Below are 18,048 nucleotides of genomic sequence, written 5' to 3'. Positions count from 1 at the left end.
TCATGAAAAAGATTGGTGTTGCAGGCTTACAGCGTGAGCAGATTAAAAAAACCATTGAAGCGACGGCTCCTGGCTGTTTTGAAGTTTTCATTCATAACGACATGGAAGCGGCGATGAAGGTGAAATCCGGGCAACTGGATTACTACATCGGCGCGTGTAATACCGGTGCGGGCGCGGCATTGTCGATTGCCATCGCGGTGATTGGCTATAACAAAAGTTGCACCATTGCCAAGCCGGGCATTAAAGCGAAAGACGAGCATATCGCCAAAATGATCGCCGAAGGGAAAGTGGCGTTTGGGCTTTCCGTTGAGCATGTCGAACACGCGATTCCGATGCTGATTAACCATCTGAAATAAAAGGCACGACTATGGATCTGTATATTCAGATTATCGTGGTGGCGTGCCTGACGGGTATGACATCGCTTCTGGCGCATCGCTCGGCAGCCGTTTTTCATGACGGTATCCGCCCGATCCTGCCGCAACTGATTGAAGGCTATATGAACCGTCGTGAGGCGGGGAGTATCGCTTTTGGTCTGAGCATTGGTTTTGTGGCCTCGGTGGGGATCTCTTTTACCCTGAAAACCGGGTTGCTCAACGCATGGTTACTCTTTCTTCCTACCGATATCCTCGGTGTCCTGGCGATAAACAGCCTGATGGCGTTTGGCCTTGGTGCACTCTGGGGCGTACTGATCCTCACCTGCCTGCTGCCGGTAAACCAGCTGCTGACCGCGCTACCGGTGGATGTATTAGGTAGTCTGGGGGAATTAAGCTCGCCAGTGGTTTCAGCTTTTGCACTGTTCCCGTTGGTGGCGATTTTCTACCAGTTTGGCTGGAAGCAAAGTCTGATCGCCGCCGTGGTAGTGTTGATGACCCGTGTGGTGGTAGTGCGCTATTTCCCGCATCTCAATCCGGAATCCATCGAAATCTTTATTGGCATGGTGATGCTGCTGGGGATCGCGATAACTCACGACCTGCGTCATCGTGATGAAAATGATATTGATGCCAGCGGGCTTTCGGTGTTTGAAGAACGCACGTCGCGGATTATCAAAAACTTACCGTATATCGCCATCGTAGGGGCGCTGATTGCCGCCGTTGCCAGCATGAAGATTTTTGCTGGTAGTGAAGTGTCGATCTTCACCCTGGAGAAAGCATATTCCGCAGGCGTTACACCGGAGCAATCGCAAACGCTGATCAACCAGGCGGCGCTGGCGGAATTTATGCGCGGGCTGGGCTTTGTGCCGTTGATTGCCACCACCGCGTTAGCAACAGGTGTGTATGCCGTTGCGGGCTTTACCTTTGTTTATGCGGTGGGCTATCTCTCGCCGAATCCGATGGTTGCAGCGGTATTAGGCGCAGTGGTTATTTCGGCGGAAGTCTTGCTGCTTCGTTCGATCGGCAAATGGCTGGGGCGCTACCCGTCGGTGCGTAATGCGTCGGATAACATCCGTAACGCCATGAATATGCTGATGGAAGTGGCGTTGCTGGTCGGTTCGATCTTTGCAGCAATCAAAATGGCGGGCTATACCGGATTCTCTATCGCGGTTGCCATTTACTTCCTCAACGAATCCCTGGGCCGTCCGGTACAGAAAATGGCGGCACCGGTCGTGGCAGTAATGATCACCGGTATTCTGCTGAATGTTCTTTACTGGCTTGGCCTGTTCGTTCCGGCTTAAGGAAGGCACCTATGAAGACGTTTCCTCTGCAAAGCCTGACGCTTATTGAGGCGCAGCAAAAGCAGTTTGCGCTGGTGGATAGCATTTGTCGCCATTTTCCCGGCAGCGAGTTTCTTGCTGGCGGTGATTTAGGCTTAACGCCGGGGCTGAATCAACCGCGCATTACCCAGCGAGTGGAACAGGTGCTGGCTGATGCATTTCACGCACAGGCTGCAGCGCTGGTACAGGGCGCGGGTACTGGCGCGATCCGTGCGGCGTTGGCGGCTTTGCTCAAACCGGGGCAGCGTCTTCTGGTGCATGACGCGCCGGTTTACCCGACGACTCAGGTCATTATTGAGCAGATGGGGCTGACGCTTATCACTGCTGATTTCAATGACCTGTCGGCACTGAAGCAGGTTGTCGACGAGCAACAACCAGATGCGGCGCTGGTGCAGCATACGCGCCAGCAGCCGCAGGACAGCTATGTACTGGCAGATGTGCTGGCAACGCTGCGCGCAGCAGGTGTTCCAGCCTTAACCGATGACAACTATGCGGTGATGAAGGTGGCGCGCATTGGCTGTGAATGCGGGGCGAATGTCTCGACATTTTCCTGCTTCAAGCTATTTGGGCCAGAAGGTGTTGGCGCGGTGGTAGGCGATGCTGATGTTATTAACCGTATTCGCGCCACGCTCTACTCCGGCGGCAGCCAGATTCAGGGCGCGCAGGCGTTGGAAGTCTTGCGTGGGCTGGTATTCGCGCCAGTGATGCACGCGGTACAGGCGGGGGTATCTGAGCGGTTGCTGGCTTTACTTAACGGTGGCGCGGTGGCGGAAGTTAAAAGCGCCGTTATTGCCAATGCACAGTCGAAGGTGTTGATTGTGGAGTTTCATCAACCGATTGCCGCCAGAGTGCTTGAAGAGGCGCAAAAGCGCGGCGCGTTGCCTTATCCGGTCGGCGCAGAGTCAAAATATGAAATCCCGCCGCTCTTTTATCGACTTTCCGGAACGTTTCGTCAGGCGAATCCGCAATTAGAACATTGTGCAATTCGCATTAACCCGAATCGCAGCGGTGATGAGACGGTATTGCGGATTTTGCGCGAGAGTATTGCCAGCGTTTAATTCTGGGAACGATGTTTTCGCAGAGGATGGAGAAAAATACGCCCTCGGAAAATTCAGAGGGCGTTAGCTCATTAAATCGGTGTTAGCCGATTTCTGTCAGAGACTTACTGTGCAGTAGGACCGCAACCGCCAATGATTTTAGAAATAGAAATTGCCGGGTGCAGCAGGTAGTCGTAAGAGCAGTTCTTATCACGGTTTTCAATATGACCAGTACATGCAGTTAACGTAGCCAGTACTGCACCTACCAGTGCAACTTTAATAAATTTGTTCATTTACATTCCCTATGTGTTATATATTAATTAATATTCATTGATTATATGAATATAAGCGGACTGCTCATAAAAAACGATACAGGAATATTTAATTGGCGTCAGTGAGTGAATGACTTAATTTTGTAAGTCGCTGTAACGGTGAATATAATCCATTAGCAAATGATATTTATTAAGAGGGTATGCTTTATTTGCTGAATATATAAAAAGAGTGATAAAGAGGGCCAGAATTATCTGGCCCGGGTAAAATTAATGGTTAGAGAACCAGTTCAATTTATCGCGCAGGCCAACGACCCGACCAATAATAATTAATGAGGGACTGTTCATTTGCTGCGCCAGCTCGCCCAGCTGCGAGAGTGTACCGTCAATCACGCGTTGCGTTACCGCCGTACCGTTTTCGACAATCGCCACCGGCATTTCGCCAGGCATTCCGTGTTCAATCAGTTTTTGCTGAATGGTCGCGGCCTGATTAAGCCCCATATAGAACACCAGCGTCTGTTTTTCGGCTGCCAGGTTTTCCCAGTCCAGCTCGCCACCGGTTTTTAAGTGTCCGGTAATTAAGCGTACGCTCTGAGCATAATCGCGATGCGTGAGCGGAATGCCCGAATAGGCAGAGCAACCAGAAGCTGCGGTAATACCTGGAACCACCGAGAACGGAATGCCTGCATTGCACAGTGTTTCCAGCTCTTCGCCACCACGGCCAAAAATAAACGGATCGCCGCCTTTCAGCCGCACCACGCGTTTGCCTTTTTGCGCTTCCCGCAGCAGGATCTGGTTAATCTCTTCCTGCGGTACGCAGTGGTATCCCGCGCGTTTGCCGACGAAGACACGATCCGCATCGCGGCGTACCAGATTCATAATATCGTCAGAAACCAGACGGTCGTAGACCACCACATCTGCCTGCTGAATTTGTTGCAGTCCTTTTAGTGTCAGCAGACCGGCATCGCCCGGACCTGCGCCAACCAGCACCACTTCACCGCGATGATCGAGCGGTTCATTGATTAACTGTTCGGTCGTTTCGGTAATGGCTTTCTGATCGTTGTTCGCCAGCGACTGCGCCAGGCGATCATTAACGAACAGTTTTTCCCAGAAACGGCGACGTTCACCCATCGTGGCGAACTGTCTTTTGACCCGACCGCGTAACTGCCCCGCATATTTTGCTACCTGGCCGAGATGCAGCGGCAGCAGTGATTCAAGTTTTTCGCGCAACAGTCGCGCCAGAACCGGAGAGGTGCCGCCAGAGGAGACCGCTACCATGAGCGGGGAGCGGTCAATAATCGACGGCATAATAAAGCTGGCGGCTTTCGGCGCATCGACCACGTTACAGAAGATACGACGAGATTCGGCGGCTTCGCTGACACGCTGGTTAAGCGCGTCATCATCCGTCGCCGCAATTGCCAGCCAGCAGGTGTCGAGAAGGCTTTCATCAAATGGCCCTTCGACGAGGGTTAACATGCCTGCATCTGCCCATGCGGTGAACTGTGGAATAAACGCTAATGCATTCACCGTTAAGCGAGCACCTGCGTCTAACAGCAACCTTGCTTTGCGTTCCGCGACATCACCACCGCCGACAATCAAACAGTCGCGGTCGCGTAATTGGCAAAATATAGGCAAATGATCCACGTAAAAACCCCTTAATAATTAACCGGCAGCCGTTTCAGTTTGATTAAATTTGTCCGCAACCGGACGATTAGCTTTCGGCGTAGCATACCAATAACCCAATCCCATGAATACGGCGCCCGATAAAGTATTACCCAGCGTCACCCACAGCAGGTTATGACCAATACCCGCCAGCGTGTAGGCTTCGCTGTGGTTGCCGAACCATGAGAGCGCGAACAGCGTCATGTTAGCGATGGAGTGCTCGTAACCGGACGCAATAAACGCCAGCAGACACCACCAGATTGCGATAAATTTCGCCGCGCCTTCAGTACGCAGTGCCATCCAGATTGCCAGACAAACCAGCCAGTTACACAATGCGCCTTTGAAGAACAGTACCATTGCCGGTGCGGTGGTTTTAGCCAGCGCGACGGAGTGAACAATACTGGTATCTACTGGCAAAAGGCTACCACCGCCCCAGCTATAAAGCATGGCAACAAAGACGGAACCGACCAGGTTACCCAGCCAGGTTTGCGGCAGGATTGCCCACATTTGCCCGTGGCTAATGGTGCCCGCTTTCACCCCAAAGGTGAGGAACATGGTGTGTCCAGTGAACAGTTCAGAACCGGCGATAATCACCAGCGTTAAGGCGATACCAAAGGTCGCGCCCATCACCAGAGGACGAACAGATGGATCGAGCAGGTTACCGAGCGTGAAAATCAGGATGATCCCCAGCCCCACATACGCGCCCGCCATCGCGGAGCTTACCCAGAAGCCGAGCGGGTTATTTGCCGACAGGCGTGCAATGCGCGCAGCGTTAGCCGCACACTTATTAATAGTGTCTGTAAACATTTGATTATCCTTTAAAAAATAAAACAAAAAGTTTAAAAAATGTCCTGCAATATACTTAAGGTCATTACAGGACAATGCAAAAAGGGGAGGCATTGCGCCTCCCGTTAAAACAATTAACCGCGTAGCTGTACCACGCCGTCTTTCACTCGTGCCTCGTAATGCTTGACGGAAAACTGTTCATCTTCCATGCATAAACCGTCGCTTAAGCGAAAACGCTGTTTTTTCAGCGGACTGGCGACCCACAGCTCGCCCTGGTGTTCCGCAATCAGCCCGCGTGACAGCACGCTGGATTCGAAGAACGGATCGATGTTGCTGATCGCAAACACCTGGTCGCTGTGATACGGGCGGAAAATCGCTACCTGCTCGTCACCTAACAGCGCGCAGACGCCGGTTTCAGGCAGGATGTCATCAATTTTGCAGATGTCTTTCCACTGGCTCATGCGTTGTCCTCCACCAGAGTTACCGGGATACGTTCATACGGCGTTGCCGGACGGTGCTGTTCGCGCTCTGGCACCATCTGCACGTTCGGGTCACGCTTATCGCTGTTGATGAAGTGTTTGAAGCGAGTCTGCGCAGACGGCGTATTGACCGTTTCAGTCCACTCACACACTACCGCTTCACGCAGGCGCGCCATCTCTTCTTCCAGATGTGCGTTCAGCCCCAGCTTGTCGTCAATGATCACCGCTTTCAGGTAATCAATGCCGCCTTCGAGGTTTTCTAACCACGGTGCGGTACGCGTCAGTTTGTCGGCAGTACGGATGTAGAACATCATGAAGCGGTCAAGATATTTGATCAGCGTTTCGCGATCGATATCCGCTGCCAGCAGATCCGCATGACGCGGTTTCATGCCGCCGTTACCGCACACATACAGGTTCCAGCCTTTTTCAGTGGCGATAATACCCACATCTTTACCCTGAGCTTCTGAACATTCACGGGTACAGCCGGAGACACCGAACTTCATTTTGTGCGGCGTACGGATGCCTTTGTAGCGGTTTTCCAGTTCCACGCCGAGGCCGACGCTGTCGCCAACGCCGTAGCGGCACCAGGTGCTACCCACGCAGGTTTTCGCCATACGCAGTGCTTTCGCATAGGCATGACCGGTTTCGAAACCTGCTTCAATCAGCTGACGCCAGATCTCCGGCAGATCGTCTTTCTGTGCGCCAAACATCGCCAGACGCTGGGAGCCGGTGATTTTGGTGTAGAGATTAAATTCACGCGCGATACGACCTACTGCCATCAGCCCTTCTGGGGTGATTTCACCACCTGGAGAACGCGGGATCACCGAGTAGGTGCCGTCTTTCTGGATGTTCGCGAGGAAGTTGTCGTTAGAATCCTGTAGCGGAGTATGTTCCGGCTTCAGAATGTATTCGTTCCAGCAGGAGGCCAGCAGTGAACCGACGGTTGGTTTACAAACCTCACAACCGTAGCCTTTACCGTGTTTCGCCAGCAGTTCTTCGAAGGTTTTAATGCCTTCAACGCGGATCAAATGGAACAGTTCCTGACGTGAATAAGCAAAGTGTTCGCACAGGTTATTGTTAACTTCGATACCCTGTTTTGCCAGTTCCGCGTTCAGTACCTGAGTGACCAGCGGGATACAGCCACCGCAGCCAGTACCCGCTTTGGTTTCGGCTTTCAGCGCCGCAACGGTGTGGCAGCCTTTGTTGATGGCAGCAATCAGATCGCCTTTGGTGACGTCAAAGCAGGAGCAGATTTGCGCGCTGTCCGGCAGTTTATCAACACCAATAGACGGCTTGCCGCTACCTGAGTGCGCCGGCAGAATCAGAGAATCCGGGTTTTCCGGCAGCTCGATTGCGTTCAGCACCAGTTGCAGCAGGTTACCGTAGTCGCTGGTATCACCCACCAGTACTGCACCGAGCAGGGTTTTGTTGTCTTCGCTGACAATCAGGCGTTTGTAGATCTCTTTACTTTCGTCGAGGTAAACGTAGCTACGTGCGCCAGGCGTGCGACCGTGAGCATCGCCAATACCGCCTACGTCTACGCCCAGCAGTTTCAGCTTGGCGCTAAGGTCAGCACCTTCAAAGGCGTTTTCGCTACCGAGAATATGGTCAACGGCGACCTGCGCCATTTTGTAGCCAGGTGCTACCAGACCAAATACACGGTTGTTCCAGCTTGCGCATTCACCGATGGCGTAGATATCCGGATCGGAAGTCTGGCAGGAATCATTTATGACGATACCCCCACGCGGAGCAACGTCCAGACCACACTGGGTTGCCAGCTTATCGCGCGGACGGATACCGGTAGAGAAGACGATAAAGTCGACTTCCAGTTCGCTGCCGTCGGCAAAACGCATGGTTTTACGCGCTTCAACACCTTCCTGCACGATCTCAAGAGTGTTTTTGCTGGTGTGAACGCGTACACCCATGCTTTCGATTTTGCGACGCAATTGCTCGCCGCCCATCTGATCAAGCTGTTCCGCCATCAGCATAGGGGCAAATTCGATAACGTGGGTTTCAATGCCTAAGTTTTTCAGCGCGCCAGCGGCTTCCAGACCTAACAGGCCGCCGCCAACAACGGCACCGCGCTTACTGCGACGGGCGCAGGATTCAATGGCGTTGAGGTCTTCAATGGTGCGATAGACAAAGCAGTCCTGAGTATCAGAACCTTTAATTGGCGGGATCCACGGGTAGGAACCGGTCGCCATGATCAGCTTGTCATAAAAAACGGTACGTCCGGCGCTGGAGTGAATCACCTTCTCCTGACGGTTGATGGTGATAGCGCGTTCGCCGACCAGAACTTTAATACCGTGTTTTTCGTAAAAGCCTTCGCGCACCAGCGACAGCTCTTCGGCGGTGTGGTGAGAGAAGTAAGACGAGAGGTGTACGCGGTCATAAGCGATGCGCGGTTCTTCACAGAAAACGGTAATATCAAAGTTGGCCGCATCAGATTTATCAAGAAGATCTTCGATAAAGCGATGGCCGACCATACCGTTACCGATAATTGCGAGTCTGACTTTGCTCATTTTTGCCTCGATTTCTTTTCTATTACCGCTTACCTTAACGATTCAGCAACCCCGCTTATTGATGTAAATCAAATTCACCTTTATATACTCCTTAAGGGGTATATTGCTGATTTGTATAAATTTTCTTAAGTCACGGAATTGTCTGACATTTCATGTTTGTGCAAAAAACAGACAAAATGAACGGGTTTACAGAAATAGATGTACGTAGCAGGGTAAGAGAGGAAAAGGCCGGACGACGATAGCGCCGCCCGGCATGAGCAATTAATGAGAGGTCAGGGTGTTATGCTGGCGGTGACGGCTGACAAAACCTAACAAGAAGCACATCACAAAGACGACAGCGTACAGACCGTTTGCGGTAAGCAGTGCTGCCTGCGGACCGCTATGTTCAACAATCGGTCCGGTGACCACAAAGGTCAACATGGTGCCAATGGTCCCGCAGGTCAGGACAAAGTTAACCAGTTTTGGCGATGGTACTTTGGTCTGCTGTGAACCCAGGGTGATGATGGTGGTATAGATCGCGCTGGAGAAGAAGCCCAGGGCGAGAATTGACCACGCCATATGTGCCGGTGTTCCGGTGTTAAAGACGTACATCAGAATCGCAGCCAGACCAGCCAGTACGGTCAGGATACGTTGCAAATCAAAGAAGCGAAGAATAAAGCTGAACGCCCACATGCCGACCATATAGGACATCCAGAAGTTACTCACCAGCGTACCTGCGTCGTTCAGGCTCATGCCCAGGCCTTTGGCATACTCTGGTACCCAGGAGATAAAACCTAACTGACCGAGGATGTAGCACAGCGCTGCAATTGAGAGAAACAGTACGCCGATGCCCCATTTTTCTTTCGCTACCGGAGCATCCGTTTTTGGCGCATGTTTGCCCAGTGCCGGAAACTCACAGCCGAAGGTCAGAATAAAAATAGCGACGTAAACCAGCCCGATGCAGGCATAAACCCAGTACCACTCAATGCTGCGCGCCAGCAGAAACGCGGCGATCATTGGGAAAATCATCCCTGCCATACTGAAGAAGGAGTCGGTAAATAACAGGCGAGAACCGCGCTGACGCCCTTCATACATTTGTGTTATCAGGAATGTACCAATCGACATGGTGATGCCGCTGACCACCCCGAGAATGAACATCGCTGCCGAGAAAAGCGCCAGGCTATGGCTGAACATCAAACCGGCAACCGCCAGCACCATCAGGAGAAAGCCAAAACGTAACTGCGTTTTCAACGGGACGATTTCCATCAGCCAGGCATTGAGGAAGATAGAGATTAAAATGCCAGCATTGAGGAAGGTGAAGGTGTTACTCATACTGGAAACAGGCAGATTGAAATAATCGGCGATATTTCCCATCACCATCCCGGTGACAATAACCAACGCACCCGTCAGTGCGTAGGAGAGAAAGCTAATCCATGTGAGCTTGATGCGATTGCTGTTAGTCATGATTGGCCTGCGTTCAAAAATAAAATGGCATAGCGGGATATGCCGCGAGCGGGCGATTTTAGGTGATTTTGTGATCTGTTTAAATGTTTTATTGCAATCGGTTGCTAAATTGCATTTTAAGGGTGATTTTGATCACGGAATAAAAAGTGATCGTCAGGTTACATATATTTCAGATACGTAAAATTAGGTAAAGGGATGGCCTTGTTCTTGAAGGCTATTTAGAATCTCTTCACTTGCTTTTTTTCTGCTCTGTTTGTTAAGGAAATCTCATGTTCAAATCGACCCTGGCGGCGATGGCTGCTGTTTTCGCTCTTTCTGCTCTTTCTCCCGCAGTAATGGCAGCGAAAGGGGACCCGCACGTATTGTTGACAACCTCAGCTGGTAACATCGAACTGGAGCTGGATAAACAAAAAGCGCCAGTATCTGTGCAAAACTTTGTCGATTATGTGAACAGCGGTTTTTATAACAACACCACCTTTCACCGCGTCATTCCTGGCTTTATGATTCAGGGCGGCGGTTTCACCGAGCAGATGCAGCAGAAAAAACCAAACCCGCCAATCAAAAATGAAGCCGATAACGGCCTGCGCAACACGCGTGGCACCATCGCGATGGCGCGTACCGCTGACAAAGACAGCGCCACCAGCCAGTTCTTTATCAACGTTGCCGATAACGCCTTCCTTGACCATGGTCAGCGTGATTTCGGTTACGCGGTATTTGGTAAAGTGGTGAAAGGCATGGACGTTGCCGATAAGATTTCCCAGGTGCCGACTCATGATGTTGGTCCGTACCAGAATGTGCCGTCAAAACCGGTAGTTATCCTTTCCGCTAAAGTCCTGCCGTAATGATTTCTCGCGCGGGCAATCTTGCCCGCGCTTCTGCTCTCCCGGCGTAACCCGGATTTGCCGCTTATACTTGTGGCAAATGGACACGTTCAGGGAGGCATCAAGTGAAGAAACTCACCGATAAGCAAAAGTCCCGTCTCTGGGAGCTTCAGCGTAATCGTAATTTCCAGGCCAGTCGCCGTCTTGAAGGCGTCGAGATGCCTTTAGTTACTCTTACTGCCGCAGAGGCTTTAGCGCGCCTTGAAGAGCTGAGGAGGCACTATGAGCGATAAATTCGGCGAAGGGCGCGATCCGTATCTTTATCCTGGCCTTGATATCATGCGTAACCGGCTGAATATCCGCCAGCAGCAGCGGCTGGAACAGGCCGCTTACGAAATGACGGCTTTGCGTGCTGCGACCATTGAGCTTGGTCCGCTGGTGCGCGGTTTACCGCATTTGCGCACTCTCCATCGCCAGCTGTATCAGGATATTTTCGACTGGGCGGGGCAACTGCGTGAAGTTGATATTTATCAGGGCGATACGCCGTTCTGCCACTTTGCTTATATCGAAAAAGAGGGCAATGCCCTGATGCAGGATCTGGAGGAAGAAGGGTATCTGGTTGGCCTGGAGAAAACGAAGTTCGTCGAGCGGCTGGCACACTACTATTGTGAAATCAACGTCCTGCATCCCTTCCGAGCGGGAAGTGGTCTGGCACAGCGGATCTTCTTCGAGCAACTGGCGATTCATGCTGGTTATCAACTGAGCTGGCAGGGTATCGAAAAAGAGGCCTGGAATCAGGCAAATCAGAGTGGGGCAATGGGTGATCTCACTGCGCTGCAGACGATATTTAGCAAAGTGGTAAGCGAAGCCGGGGAATCTGAGTAAAATAGCGCGGTTCTTTCGTACCGGAGCCGCCATGATCCTGCTTATTGATAACTACGATTCTTTCACCTGGAACCTCTACCAGTACTTTTGTGAACTAGGGGCCGACGTGTTGGTTAAGCGCAACGATGCGTTAACGTTGGCGGATATCGACACACTCAAACCGCAGAAAATTGTTATCTCACCTGGACCCTGTACGCCAGATGAAGCCGGGATCTCCCTTGACGTTATTCGTCACTATGCCGGACGCTTGCCGATTCTTGGTGTCTGCCTCGGTCATCAGGCAATGGCGCAGGCATTTGGCGGCAAAGTTGTGCGCGCAGCAAAGGTGATGCACGGCAAAACCTCGCCGATCACACATAACGGTGAGGGCGTATTTAAGGGGCTGGCAAATCCACTCACCGTGACACGCTACCATTCGCTGGTGGTGGCGCCTGACTCATTACCGGAGTGCTTTGAAGTGACGGCCTGGAGCGAAACCCGCGAGATTATGGGGATTCGTCATCGCCAGTGGGATCTGGAAGGTGTGCAGTTCCATCCAGAAAGTATTCTCAGCGAACAAGGGCATCAACTGCTGGCTAATTTCCTGGAGCGCTGATTTCTGATTGCCATTTAGTGATTTTTTATGCATATTTTGTGATTATAATTTCACATTGGTTTATGCGTAACAGGGTGATCATGAGATGGCAACTGAACAAACAGCAATTACACGCGCGACTTTCGATGAAGTGATTCTGCCGATTTATGCTCCGGCAGAGTTTATTCCGGTAAAAGGTCTTGGCAGCCGAATCTGGGATCAACAGGGCAAGGAGTATGTCGATTTCGCGGGTGGCATTGCAGTTACGGCGTTGGGCCATTGCCATCCTGCGCTGGTGAACGCGTTAAAAACCCAGGGTGAAACCTTGTGGCATATCAGTAACGTTTTTACCAATGAACCGGCGCTGCGTCTTGGTCGTAAACTGATTGAGGCAACGTTTGCCGAACGCGTGGTGTTTATGAACTCCGGCACGGAAGCTAACGAAACTGCCTTTAAACTGGCACGCCATTACGCCTGTGTGCGTCATAGCCCGTTCAAAACCAAAATTATTGCCTTCCATAACGCTTTTCATGGTCGTTCGCTGTTTACCGTCTCGGTGGGCGGGCAGCCAAAATATTCCGACGGCTTTGGGCCAAAACCGGCAGACATCATCCACGTTCCCTTTAATGATCTCCACGCAGTGAAAGCGGTGATGGATGATCATACCTGTGCGGTGGTGGTTGAGCCGATTCAGGGCGAGGGCGGCGTGACGGCTGCGACGCCAGAGTTTTTGCAGGGCTTGCGCGAACTCTGTGATGAGCATCAGGCATTATTGGTGTTTGATGAAGTGCAGTGCGGGATGGGGCGGACCGGCGATCTGTTTGCTTACATGCATTACGGCGTGACGCCGGATATTCTGACCTCCGCCAAAGCGTTAGGCGGCGGCTTCCCGATTAGCGCCATGCTGACTACGGCGGAGATTGCTTCTGCGTTTCATCCTGGTTCTCACGGTTCCACCTACGGCGGTAATCCACTGGCCTGTGCAGTAGCTGGCGCGGCGTTTGATATCATCAATACTCCTGAAGTGCTGGAAGGCATTCACGCGAAACGCCAGCGTTTTGTGGACCATTTGCAGAAGATCGATCAGCAGTACGATGTGTTTAGCGATATTCGCGGTATGGGGCTGTTGATTGGCGCAGAGCTGAAACCACAGTACAAAGGTCGGGCGCGTGATTTCCTGTATGCGGGTGCCGAGGCTGGCGTAATGGTGCTGAATGCCGGGCCTGATGTGATGCGTTTTGCGCCGTCGCTGGTGGTGGAAGATGCGGATATCGATGAAGGGATGCATCGTTTCGCCCACGCGGTGGCGAAGGTGATTGGGGCGTAAATAAGACGCGTCAGCGTCGCATCAGGCAAAAGATGTCGGATGCGACGTAAACGCCTTATCCGATGGTTTAGCCTGTATTACGCCTTCGAATCCCGTAACTTCCGACTTAACCAAATCCCATGATGCGGTCGCTGCCGCCATGCCATCGACGAAATGGTGTGCATGGTGTTCAGATGACCAATAACCCGCTGTAAATGCTGCTCCAGCGTACCTGCCGCGCCTTCGTGCGGCTGCATCTCCGGCGCATCCATGATATTGGCATCGCCAGAACTCCCCGGTTCGTCATATTCCAGTCGCTGCTGACAACGCTGAATGGCGATTTCACAAGACTGCAAATATTCTTGCGCCAGTTCAGGTGGCAATGCCCGGTGTTCCCGTGCCAGCGTGGTCATGGCATTGATATGCTCAACAATAAACTGACTGTGCGTTACCCACAGTTTCATATCTGCCAGATAATGGCTGTTGAATGCCGGTTCCTGCATCGCCTGATTCAATGAGTTATACAGAGTGTTATGCGCCTGATTCACCCGCATTCGCTGCCAGGCCAGTGGCGTAGGTTGCGGATCCTCGCTCAGAATCAAACGAATCGCTTCCTGATAGGCTTCTAAAGCGTCATGGGCGTTCTTACGCAATAACCCGCTCTGCCACTGCGGCCACAGCCAGACGGTACCGCCGAAAGCAATTAAACAACCAATAATGGTATCGATAAGACGCGGAAGGATGTACTGCTCACCGTTCAGCCACAACAGTTGCAGGGTATACACTGCGGTAATGGTAAAGCCGACCGTCGCCCAGCCGTAGTTTTTGCGCAATATCAGGTAGCTGGCGAGGGTGGTAATCAGCATCAAGGTCAGGGTGTAACCTTCGGGAATTTTAAAGTGCAGCGCCACGCCCGCAATGATTAACCCGACCACGGTTCCCACGGAGCGATTCACTATCCTCAGACGGGTTGCGCCATAGCCATTTTGCGTCACCAGCAATACCGTCATCAGGATCCAGTACGACTTCGGCAGATGCAGCGCGGTGCCCATCAGGCTGGCAACGCTTAACATCACACTGAGTCGTCCGGCATTGCGTAGCGCCGGAGACTTTAGTGACAGATAACTTTTCAGCGCCGGAAGTAACGGCATTCGCCGCTGTTTATCGGCCAGTAAGTCACGGGCATAGAGCGGTTTTTGGGTGCGCAGCACGCGGGCGATGCGGCTGAAGTGCCAATAGCAGAATTGCCCAACCGGATTATCCGGATGCTGGCGGGCGATTTTTTCCAGTGCGCCAATTTGCTTTTCCATCGTAAAACGCGTCGGCAGGCGATGGTAAAGAATGTCATCAGCCAGCACGCGCAGGCGAGCGGCGACGGTTTGCGCATTCCAGCGGATAACTTCTTCCGCATGGCTACGCTCGACCAGCTTTTGCACCTCTTCCGGCTGATGCAAACTGACCGAAATATGTTCCTGCAAATCCAGCGCCTCCTGGAAAATACGCAGCATCCGCTTGTAATCGGTATTATTTTGCGCGGAAAGCATATGCATTTGCTGATAGCACTGAGTAATTAAATCGACCGCTTTTTGCTGGCGCACCAGCAGCGGCGGCAATGCTTTTTCAGGATCGGTGTGCTGGGTAAGCAGGCTGTATTTGGCTTCACAATAATCTGCCAGTTCACGGTACAGCAGACTTAGTGACTCGCGTAGCGGTTGTTCGCGCCAGATCCAGAACCAAAACCAGTTAAACAATCCGTACCAGAGAGTGCCCAGCGCATAGATGAGCAACGGTTCCCAGACCGGCATGTATCCCGCCAGACTGAGGGTAAAAATGGCGGCGAGCAGCGATGCGGGAAGCAATTTTGCGTGCAATGGCCCCAGCTCAGCAGTGACACCAAGCACCAGCGTTAATCCGGTCAGCAAAAAGGGCAGGGGAACATCTTTTGCCAGTAGTAGCTGTGTCAGCAAGCTACAGGTGGCAAACAGTGACGCACCAATGATTAAGCGTTTGAAAAAGCGTTTATGAGGCGTATCAAGGCCCGCAATATTGCAACAGGCTGGAACGAGGGAGAAGAGCAGACCGAATCGTAATTCGCCAAGCATTAACCCAACGGCCACGGGCAAACATAGCACCAGCGTTTGTCGAAGTGCATAGTTGATATCGGGGTGATAAATCAGTCTGCGCCACATCGGGGGAAACAAAATGGCGCGCTACTCAGTAACGCGCCACTCCGACGGGATTAACGAGTGCCGTAAACGACGATGGTTTTACCGTGTGCGGAGATCAGGTTCTGATCTTCCAGCATCTTCAGAATGCGCCCCACGGTTTCACGAGAACAGCCGACAATCTGACCGATTTCCTGACGGGTAATTTTGATTTGCATACCGTCCGGGTGAGTCATGGCATCCGGTTGTTTTGCCAGGTTCAGCAGAGTCTGTGCAATGCGGCCCGTCACGTCGAGGAACGCCAGGTTGCCCACTTTCTCTGAAGTGACTTGCAAACGACGCGCCATCTGTGCAGAAAGACGCATCAGAATGTCCGGGTTTACCTGAATCAATTGGCGAAATTTTTTGTATGAAATTTCAGCCACTTCACAGGCGGTTTTCGCACGTACCCATGCGCTACGTTCCTGGCCTTCTTCAAACAGGCCCAGTTCGCCAATAAAATCACCCTGATTCAGATAGGAGAGGATCATTTCTTTACCCTCTTCATCTTTGATCAGCACTGCCACAGAGCCTTTAACGATGTAGTACAGCGTTTCCGCTTTTTCACCCTGGTGAATAAGCGTGCTCTTGGATGGGTACTTATGAATGTGGCAATGAGACAAGAACCATTCGAGAGTCGGGTCTGTTTGCGGTTTGCCAAGCACCATGCGCGGTTATCCTCTGTTATAAGCTTTCTCCAGAGCCAGAAAACGCCGCTGTCTCTGGATTGCCGAAATATGCTTCCCGCTACCTGGGAAGGGGCTATCAACTGTACTGCACGGTAATGTGACGTCCTTTGCATACATGCAGTACATCAATGTATTACTGTAGCATCCTGACTGTTTTAGCATAGCTTTCGCTTTGTGTCTCCTGGTGTCTCGCTTCAGCATGACCCAGGTCGCCTTCCGTTGCGCGATTTGGTTAGTACGCGTACTCTGTCAGGAAAATTGACGCAGTGGAGTAGCAAAAATGCAAGCGCGAGTGAAGTGGGTCGAAGGGTTAACTTTTCTGGGCGAATCCGCCTCTGGTCACCAGATTTTAATGGATGGCAACTCAGGCGATAAAGCACCAAGTCCGATGGAAATGGTGTTGATGGCGGCGGGTGGTTGCAGTGCCATCGATGTGGTTTCTATCCTGCAAAAAGGGCGTCAGGATGTGGTCGATTGTGAAGTAAAATTGACCTCTGAACGCCGCGAAGAGGCACCACGCCTGTTTACGCACATTAATCTGCATTTTATCGTCACCGGTCGCGACCTGAAAGACGCAGCGGTTGCGCGTGCGGTTGATCTCTCTGCTGAGAAATATTGTTCAGTGGCGTTGATGCTGGAAAAAGCGGTGAATATTACTCACTCGTATGAAGTGGTTGCCGCGTGATTTGATGTCAGGAGTACGATGCCGGATAATTGTTTATCCGGCATATTAGCAGAGTTACTCGATTTTCTTTCCTTCCATCAATCGTTGCACCAGTGGCAGCATAATTAACTCCATTGCCAGACCCATTTTACCGCCCGGCACCACTAATGTATTGATGTGGGAAATGAATGAGCCCTGCAACATCGCCAGCAGCCAGGGGAAATCGATCCCTTCCAGATTACGAAAATGGATCACCACAAAGCTTTCATCCAGCGACGGGATAGCTTTTGCCGCGAACGGGTTTGAGGTGTCAACGGTGGGGACGCGCTGGAAGTTAAGATGGGTGCGGGAAAACTGCGGTGTGATGTAGTTGATATAGTCTTCCATTGAGCGCACTACTGAGTCCATCACTGCTTCTCGTGAGTGCCCGCGCTCGCTGGTGTCGCGGATCAGTTTTTGAATCCACTCAAGGTTAACGATAGGCACCACGCCAACCAGTAAATCCACATGTTGCGCAACGTTATGATGTGGTGTGACCACGCCGCCGTGTAGCCCTTCATAAAACAGTACATCAGTGGGTTCCGGTAAAGGTTGCCATGGGGTGAATGTTCCCGGCACCTGATTCCACGGTACGGCTTCGTCGTACGTATGCAGATATTTGCGTGATTTTCCTTTGCCGCTCTGACCGTATTCAATGAAGGTTTGTTCCAGCAGGCCGAAGTCGTTCGCTTCGGGGCCAAAGTAGCTGATATGCCGCCCGGCATCACGCGCCTTGCGGATCGCCATGTCCATTTCCGGGCGCGTGTAACGGTGAAAACTGTCGCCTTCCACCTCAGCTGCATGCAGATTTAACTGCGCGAATATTTTACGAAATGCGAGACTGGTGGTGGTGGTCCCCGCGCCGCTGGATCCTGTTACCGCAATGACCGGATGTTTGGCAGACATAGTAACTCCATGACTTAGCTATCATTATTATCTCGTCCGCCGACGGCTGCA

Annotated in this window: 18 protein-coding genes; 9 read left to right on the top strand and 9 right to left on the bottom strand. The window is 51.9% G+C overall.

The window, feature by feature from the left end:
* Positions 1 to 2: 2 nt before the first annotated feature.
* Genes ATB02_RS10055 through ATB02_RS10045 form a run of 3 tightly spaced genes read left to right on the top strand, consistent with a single transcriptional unit; the run spans position 3 to position 2,769 of the window.
* Entirely contained in the window at positions 3 to 356 is a 354-nt protein-coding gene (locus tag ATB02_RS10055) for a DUF2620 domain-containing protein (RefSeq protein ID WP_000719728.1), read from the top strand.
* An 11-nt stretch (positions 357 to 367) separates the two neighbouring features.
* Positions 368 to 1,672 carry a YhfT family protein gene (locus ATB02_RS10050; protein WP_000366881.1) on the top strand — a complete coding sequence of 435 codons (1,305 nt, stop codon included), beginning with the start codon at positions 368 to 370 and terminating at the stop codon, positions 1,670 to 1,672.
* A gap of 11 nt (positions 1,673 to 1,683) precedes the next feature.
* Positions 1,684 to 2,769 carry an aminotransferase class I/II-fold pyridoxal phosphate-dependent enzyme gene (locus tag ATB02_RS10045; protein ID WP_105271501.1) on the top strand — a complete coding sequence of 362 codons (1,086 nt, stop codon included), beginning with the start codon at positions 1,684 to 1,686 and terminating at the stop codon, positions 2,767 to 2,769.
* A 104-nt stretch (positions 2,770 to 2,873) separates the two neighbouring features.
* On the opposite strand, the gene ATB02_RS10040 is transcribed toward ATB02_RS10045, so the two are convergent.
* The 6 genes from ATB02_RS10040 to tsgA form a co-directional block, all read right to left on the bottom strand.
* Complete coding sequence (locus ATB02_RS10040; RefSeq protein ID WP_001031834.1) at positions 2,874 to 3,041, bottom strand: YhfL family protein; 168 nt, start codon at positions 3,039 to 3,041, stop codon at positions 2,874 to 2,876.
* 246 nt (positions 3,042 to 3,287) lie between these two features.
* Complete coding sequence (gene cysG, locus ATB02_RS10035) at positions 3,288 to 4,661, bottom strand: siroheme synthase CysG (RefSeq protein ID WP_105271500.1); 1,374 nt, start codon at positions 4,659 to 4,661, stop codon at positions 3,288 to 3,290.
* 18 nt (positions 4,662 to 4,679) lie between these two features.
* A complete protein-coding gene (nirC, locus tag ATB02_RS10030; protein ID WP_000493563.1) occupies positions 4,680 to 5,486 on the bottom strand; it encodes a nitrite transporter NirC in 807 nt (268 codons plus the stop codon).
* A gap of 113 nt (positions 5,487 to 5,599) precedes the next feature.
* Positions 5,600 to 5,926: a nitrite reductase small subunit NirD gene (gene nirD, locus ATB02_RS10025; RefSeq protein WP_000084764.1), complete on the bottom strand. Its 327-nt coding sequence runs from the start codon at positions 5,924 to 5,926 to the stop codon at positions 5,600 to 5,602.
* The gene (nirB, locus tag ATB02_RS10020; RefSeq protein WP_000049213.1) at positions 5,923 to 8,466 is read right to left on the bottom strand and encodes an NADPH-nitrite reductase large subunit; all 2,544 of its coding nucleotides are present in this window, start codon (positions 8,464 to 8,466) and stop codon (positions 5,923 to 5,925) included. Before nirB ends, nirD begins: the two co-directional genes overlap by 4 nt.
* 261 nt (positions 8,467 to 8,727) lie before the next feature.
* Positions 8,728 to 9,909, bottom strand: a complete 1,182-nt coding sequence (gene tsgA / locus ATB02_RS10015; RefSeq protein ID WP_000185226.1) for an MFS transporter TsgA — start codon at positions 9,907 to 9,909, stop codon at positions 8,728 to 8,730.
* Between the two features lie 269 nt (positions 9,910 to 10,178).
* Here tsgA and ppiA point away from each other — a divergent pair, with 269 nt between their 5' ends.
* The 5 genes from ppiA (at position 10,179) to argD (ending at position 13,516) form a co-directional block, all read left to right on the top strand.
* Positions 10,179 to 10,751, top strand: coding sequence for a peptidylprolyl isomerase A (gene ppiA / locus ATB02_RS10005; protein ID WP_096980101.1), 573 nt, complete (start codon positions 10,179 to 10,181; stop codon positions 10,749 to 10,751).
* 104 nt (positions 10,752 to 10,855) lie between these two features.
* Entirely contained in the window at positions 10,856 to 11,023 is a 168-nt protein-coding gene (locus ATB02_RS10000; protein WP_000736860.1) for a YhfG family protein, read from the top strand.
* On the top strand, positions 11,013 to 11,615 hold the full coding sequence (locus ATB02_RS09995) for a putative adenosine monophosphate-protein transferase Fic (RefSeq protein WP_032303903.1): 603 nt from the start codon (positions 11,013 to 11,015) through the stop codon (positions 11,613 to 11,615). The genes ATB02_RS10000 and ATB02_RS09995 overlap by 11 nt, the downstream gene beginning before the upstream one ends.
* A 31-nt stretch (positions 11,616 to 11,646) precedes the next feature.
* Entirely contained in the window at positions 11,647 to 12,210 is a 564-nt protein-coding gene (gene pabA / locus ATB02_RS09990; protein ID WP_105271499.1) for an aminodeoxychorismate synthase component 2, read from the top strand.
* Positions 12,211 to 12,295: 85 nt separating this feature from the next.
* Positions 12,296 to 13,516, top strand: a complete 1,221-nt coding sequence (gene argD, locus ATB02_RS09985) for a bifunctional acetylornithine/succinyldiaminopimelate transaminase (protein ID WP_105271498.1) — start codon at positions 12,296 to 12,298, stop codon at positions 13,514 to 13,516.
* Between the two features lie 77 nt (positions 13,517 to 13,593).
* Here the strand turns inward: argD and ATB02_RS09980 are convergent, their stop codons facing one another.
* On the bottom strand, positions 13,594 to 15,684 hold the full coding sequence (locus ATB02_RS09980; protein ID WP_001295162.1) for a YccS/YhfK family putative transporter: 2,091 nt from the start codon (positions 15,682 to 15,684) through the stop codon (positions 13,594 to 13,596).
* 50 nt (positions 15,685 to 15,734) lie between these two features.
* On the bottom strand, positions 15,735 to 16,367 hold the full coding sequence (gene crp / locus ATB02_RS09975; protein WP_000242755.1) for a cAMP-activated global transcriptional regulator CRP: 633 nt from the start codon (positions 16,365 to 16,367) through the stop codon (positions 15,735 to 15,737).
* A 301-nt stretch (positions 16,368 to 16,668) separates the two neighbouring features.
* Between crp and ATB02_RS09965 the strand changes: the two genes are divergently transcribed.
* The gene (locus ATB02_RS09965) at positions 16,669 to 17,073 is read left to right on the top strand and encodes an OsmC family protein (RefSeq protein ID WP_001148908.1); all 405 of its coding nucleotides are present in this window, start codon (positions 16,669 to 16,671) and stop codon (positions 17,071 to 17,073) included.
* A gap of 54 nt (positions 17,074 to 17,127) precedes the next feature.
* Here the strand turns inward: ATB02_RS09965 and ATB02_RS09960 are convergent, their stop codons facing one another.
* A complete protein-coding gene (locus ATB02_RS09960; protein WP_032185285.1) occupies positions 17,128 to 17,997 on the bottom strand; it encodes a phosphoribulokinase in 870 nt (289 codons plus the stop codon).
* Positions 17,998 to 18,048: the final 51 nt, after the last annotated feature.

The sequence above is a fragment of the Escherichia sp. MOD1-EC5189 genome (genome assembly GCF_002966045.1).
Lineage (GTDB): Bacteria > Pseudomonadota > Gammaproteobacteria > Enterobacterales > Enterobacteriaceae > Escherichia > Escherichia coli_F.
The sequence above is the reverse complement of the archived record's forward strand: the minus strand, read 5'-3'. Positions and strand labels throughout refer to the sequence as shown.

What these genes read in the sequence shown, in the direction of transcription:
- ATB02_RS10055 (WP_000719728.1), top strand. Translation starts at nt 3, where the DNA reads ATGAAAAAGATTGGTGTTGCAGGCTTACAGCGTGAGCAGATTAAAAAA.
- ATB02_RS10050 (WP_000366881.1), top strand. Translation starts at nt 368, where the DNA reads ATGGATCTGTATATTCAGATTATCGTGGTGGCGTGCCTGACGGGTATG.
- ATB02_RS10045 (WP_105271501.1), top strand. Translation starts at nt 1,684, where the DNA reads ATGAAGACGTTTCCTCTGCAAAGCCTGACGCTTATTGAGGCGCAGCAA.
- ATB02_RS10040 (WP_001031834.1), bottom strand. Translation starts at nt 3,041, where the DNA reads ATGAACAAATTTATTAAAGTTGCACTGGTAGGTGCAGTACTGGCTACG.
- nirC (WP_000493563.1), bottom strand. Translation starts at nt 5,486, where the DNA reads ATGTTTACAGACACTATTAATAAGTGTGCGGCTAACGCTGCGCGCATT.
- nirD (WP_000084764.1), bottom strand. Translation starts at nt 5,926, where the DNA reads ATGAGCCAGTGGAAAGACATCTGCAAAATTGATGACATCCTGCCTGAA.
- nirB (WP_000049213.1), bottom strand. Translation starts at nt 8,466, where the DNA reads ATGAGCAAAGTCAGACTCGCAATTATCGGTAACGGTATGGTCGGCCAT.
- tsgA (WP_000185226.1), bottom strand. Translation starts at nt 9,909, where the DNA reads ATGACTAACAGCAATCGCATCAAGCTCACATGGATTAGCTTTCTCTCC.
- ppiA (WP_096980101.1), top strand. Translation starts at nt 10,179, where the DNA reads ATGTTCAAATCGACCCTGGCGGCGATGGCTGCTGTTTTCGCTCTTTCT.
- ATB02_RS09995 (WP_032303903.1), top strand. Translation starts at nt 11,013, where the DNA reads ATGAGCGATAAATTCGGCGAAGGGCGCGATCCGTATCTTTATCCTGGC.
- pabA (WP_105271499.1), top strand. Translation starts at nt 11,647, where the DNA reads ATGATCCTGCTTATTGATAACTACGATTCTTTCACCTGGAACCTCTAC.
- argD (WP_105271498.1), top strand. Translation starts at nt 12,296, where the DNA reads ATGGCAACTGAACAAACAGCAATTACACGCGCGACTTTCGATGAAGTG.
- ATB02_RS09980 (WP_001295162.1), bottom strand. Translation starts at nt 15,684, where the DNA reads ATGTGGCGCAGACTGATTTATCACCCCGATATCAACTATGCACTTCGA.
- crp (WP_000242755.1), bottom strand. Translation starts at nt 16,367, where the DNA reads ATGGTGCTTGGCAAACCGCAAACAGACCCGACTCTCGAATGGTTCTTG.
- ATB02_RS09965 (WP_001148908.1), top strand. Translation starts at nt 16,669, where the DNA reads ATGCAAGCGCGAGTGAAGTGGGTCGAAGGGTTAACTTTTCTGGGCGAA.
- ATB02_RS09960 (WP_032185285.1), bottom strand. Translation starts at nt 17,997, where the DNA reads ATGTCTGCCAAACATCCGGTCATTGCGGTAACAGGATCCAGCGGCGCG.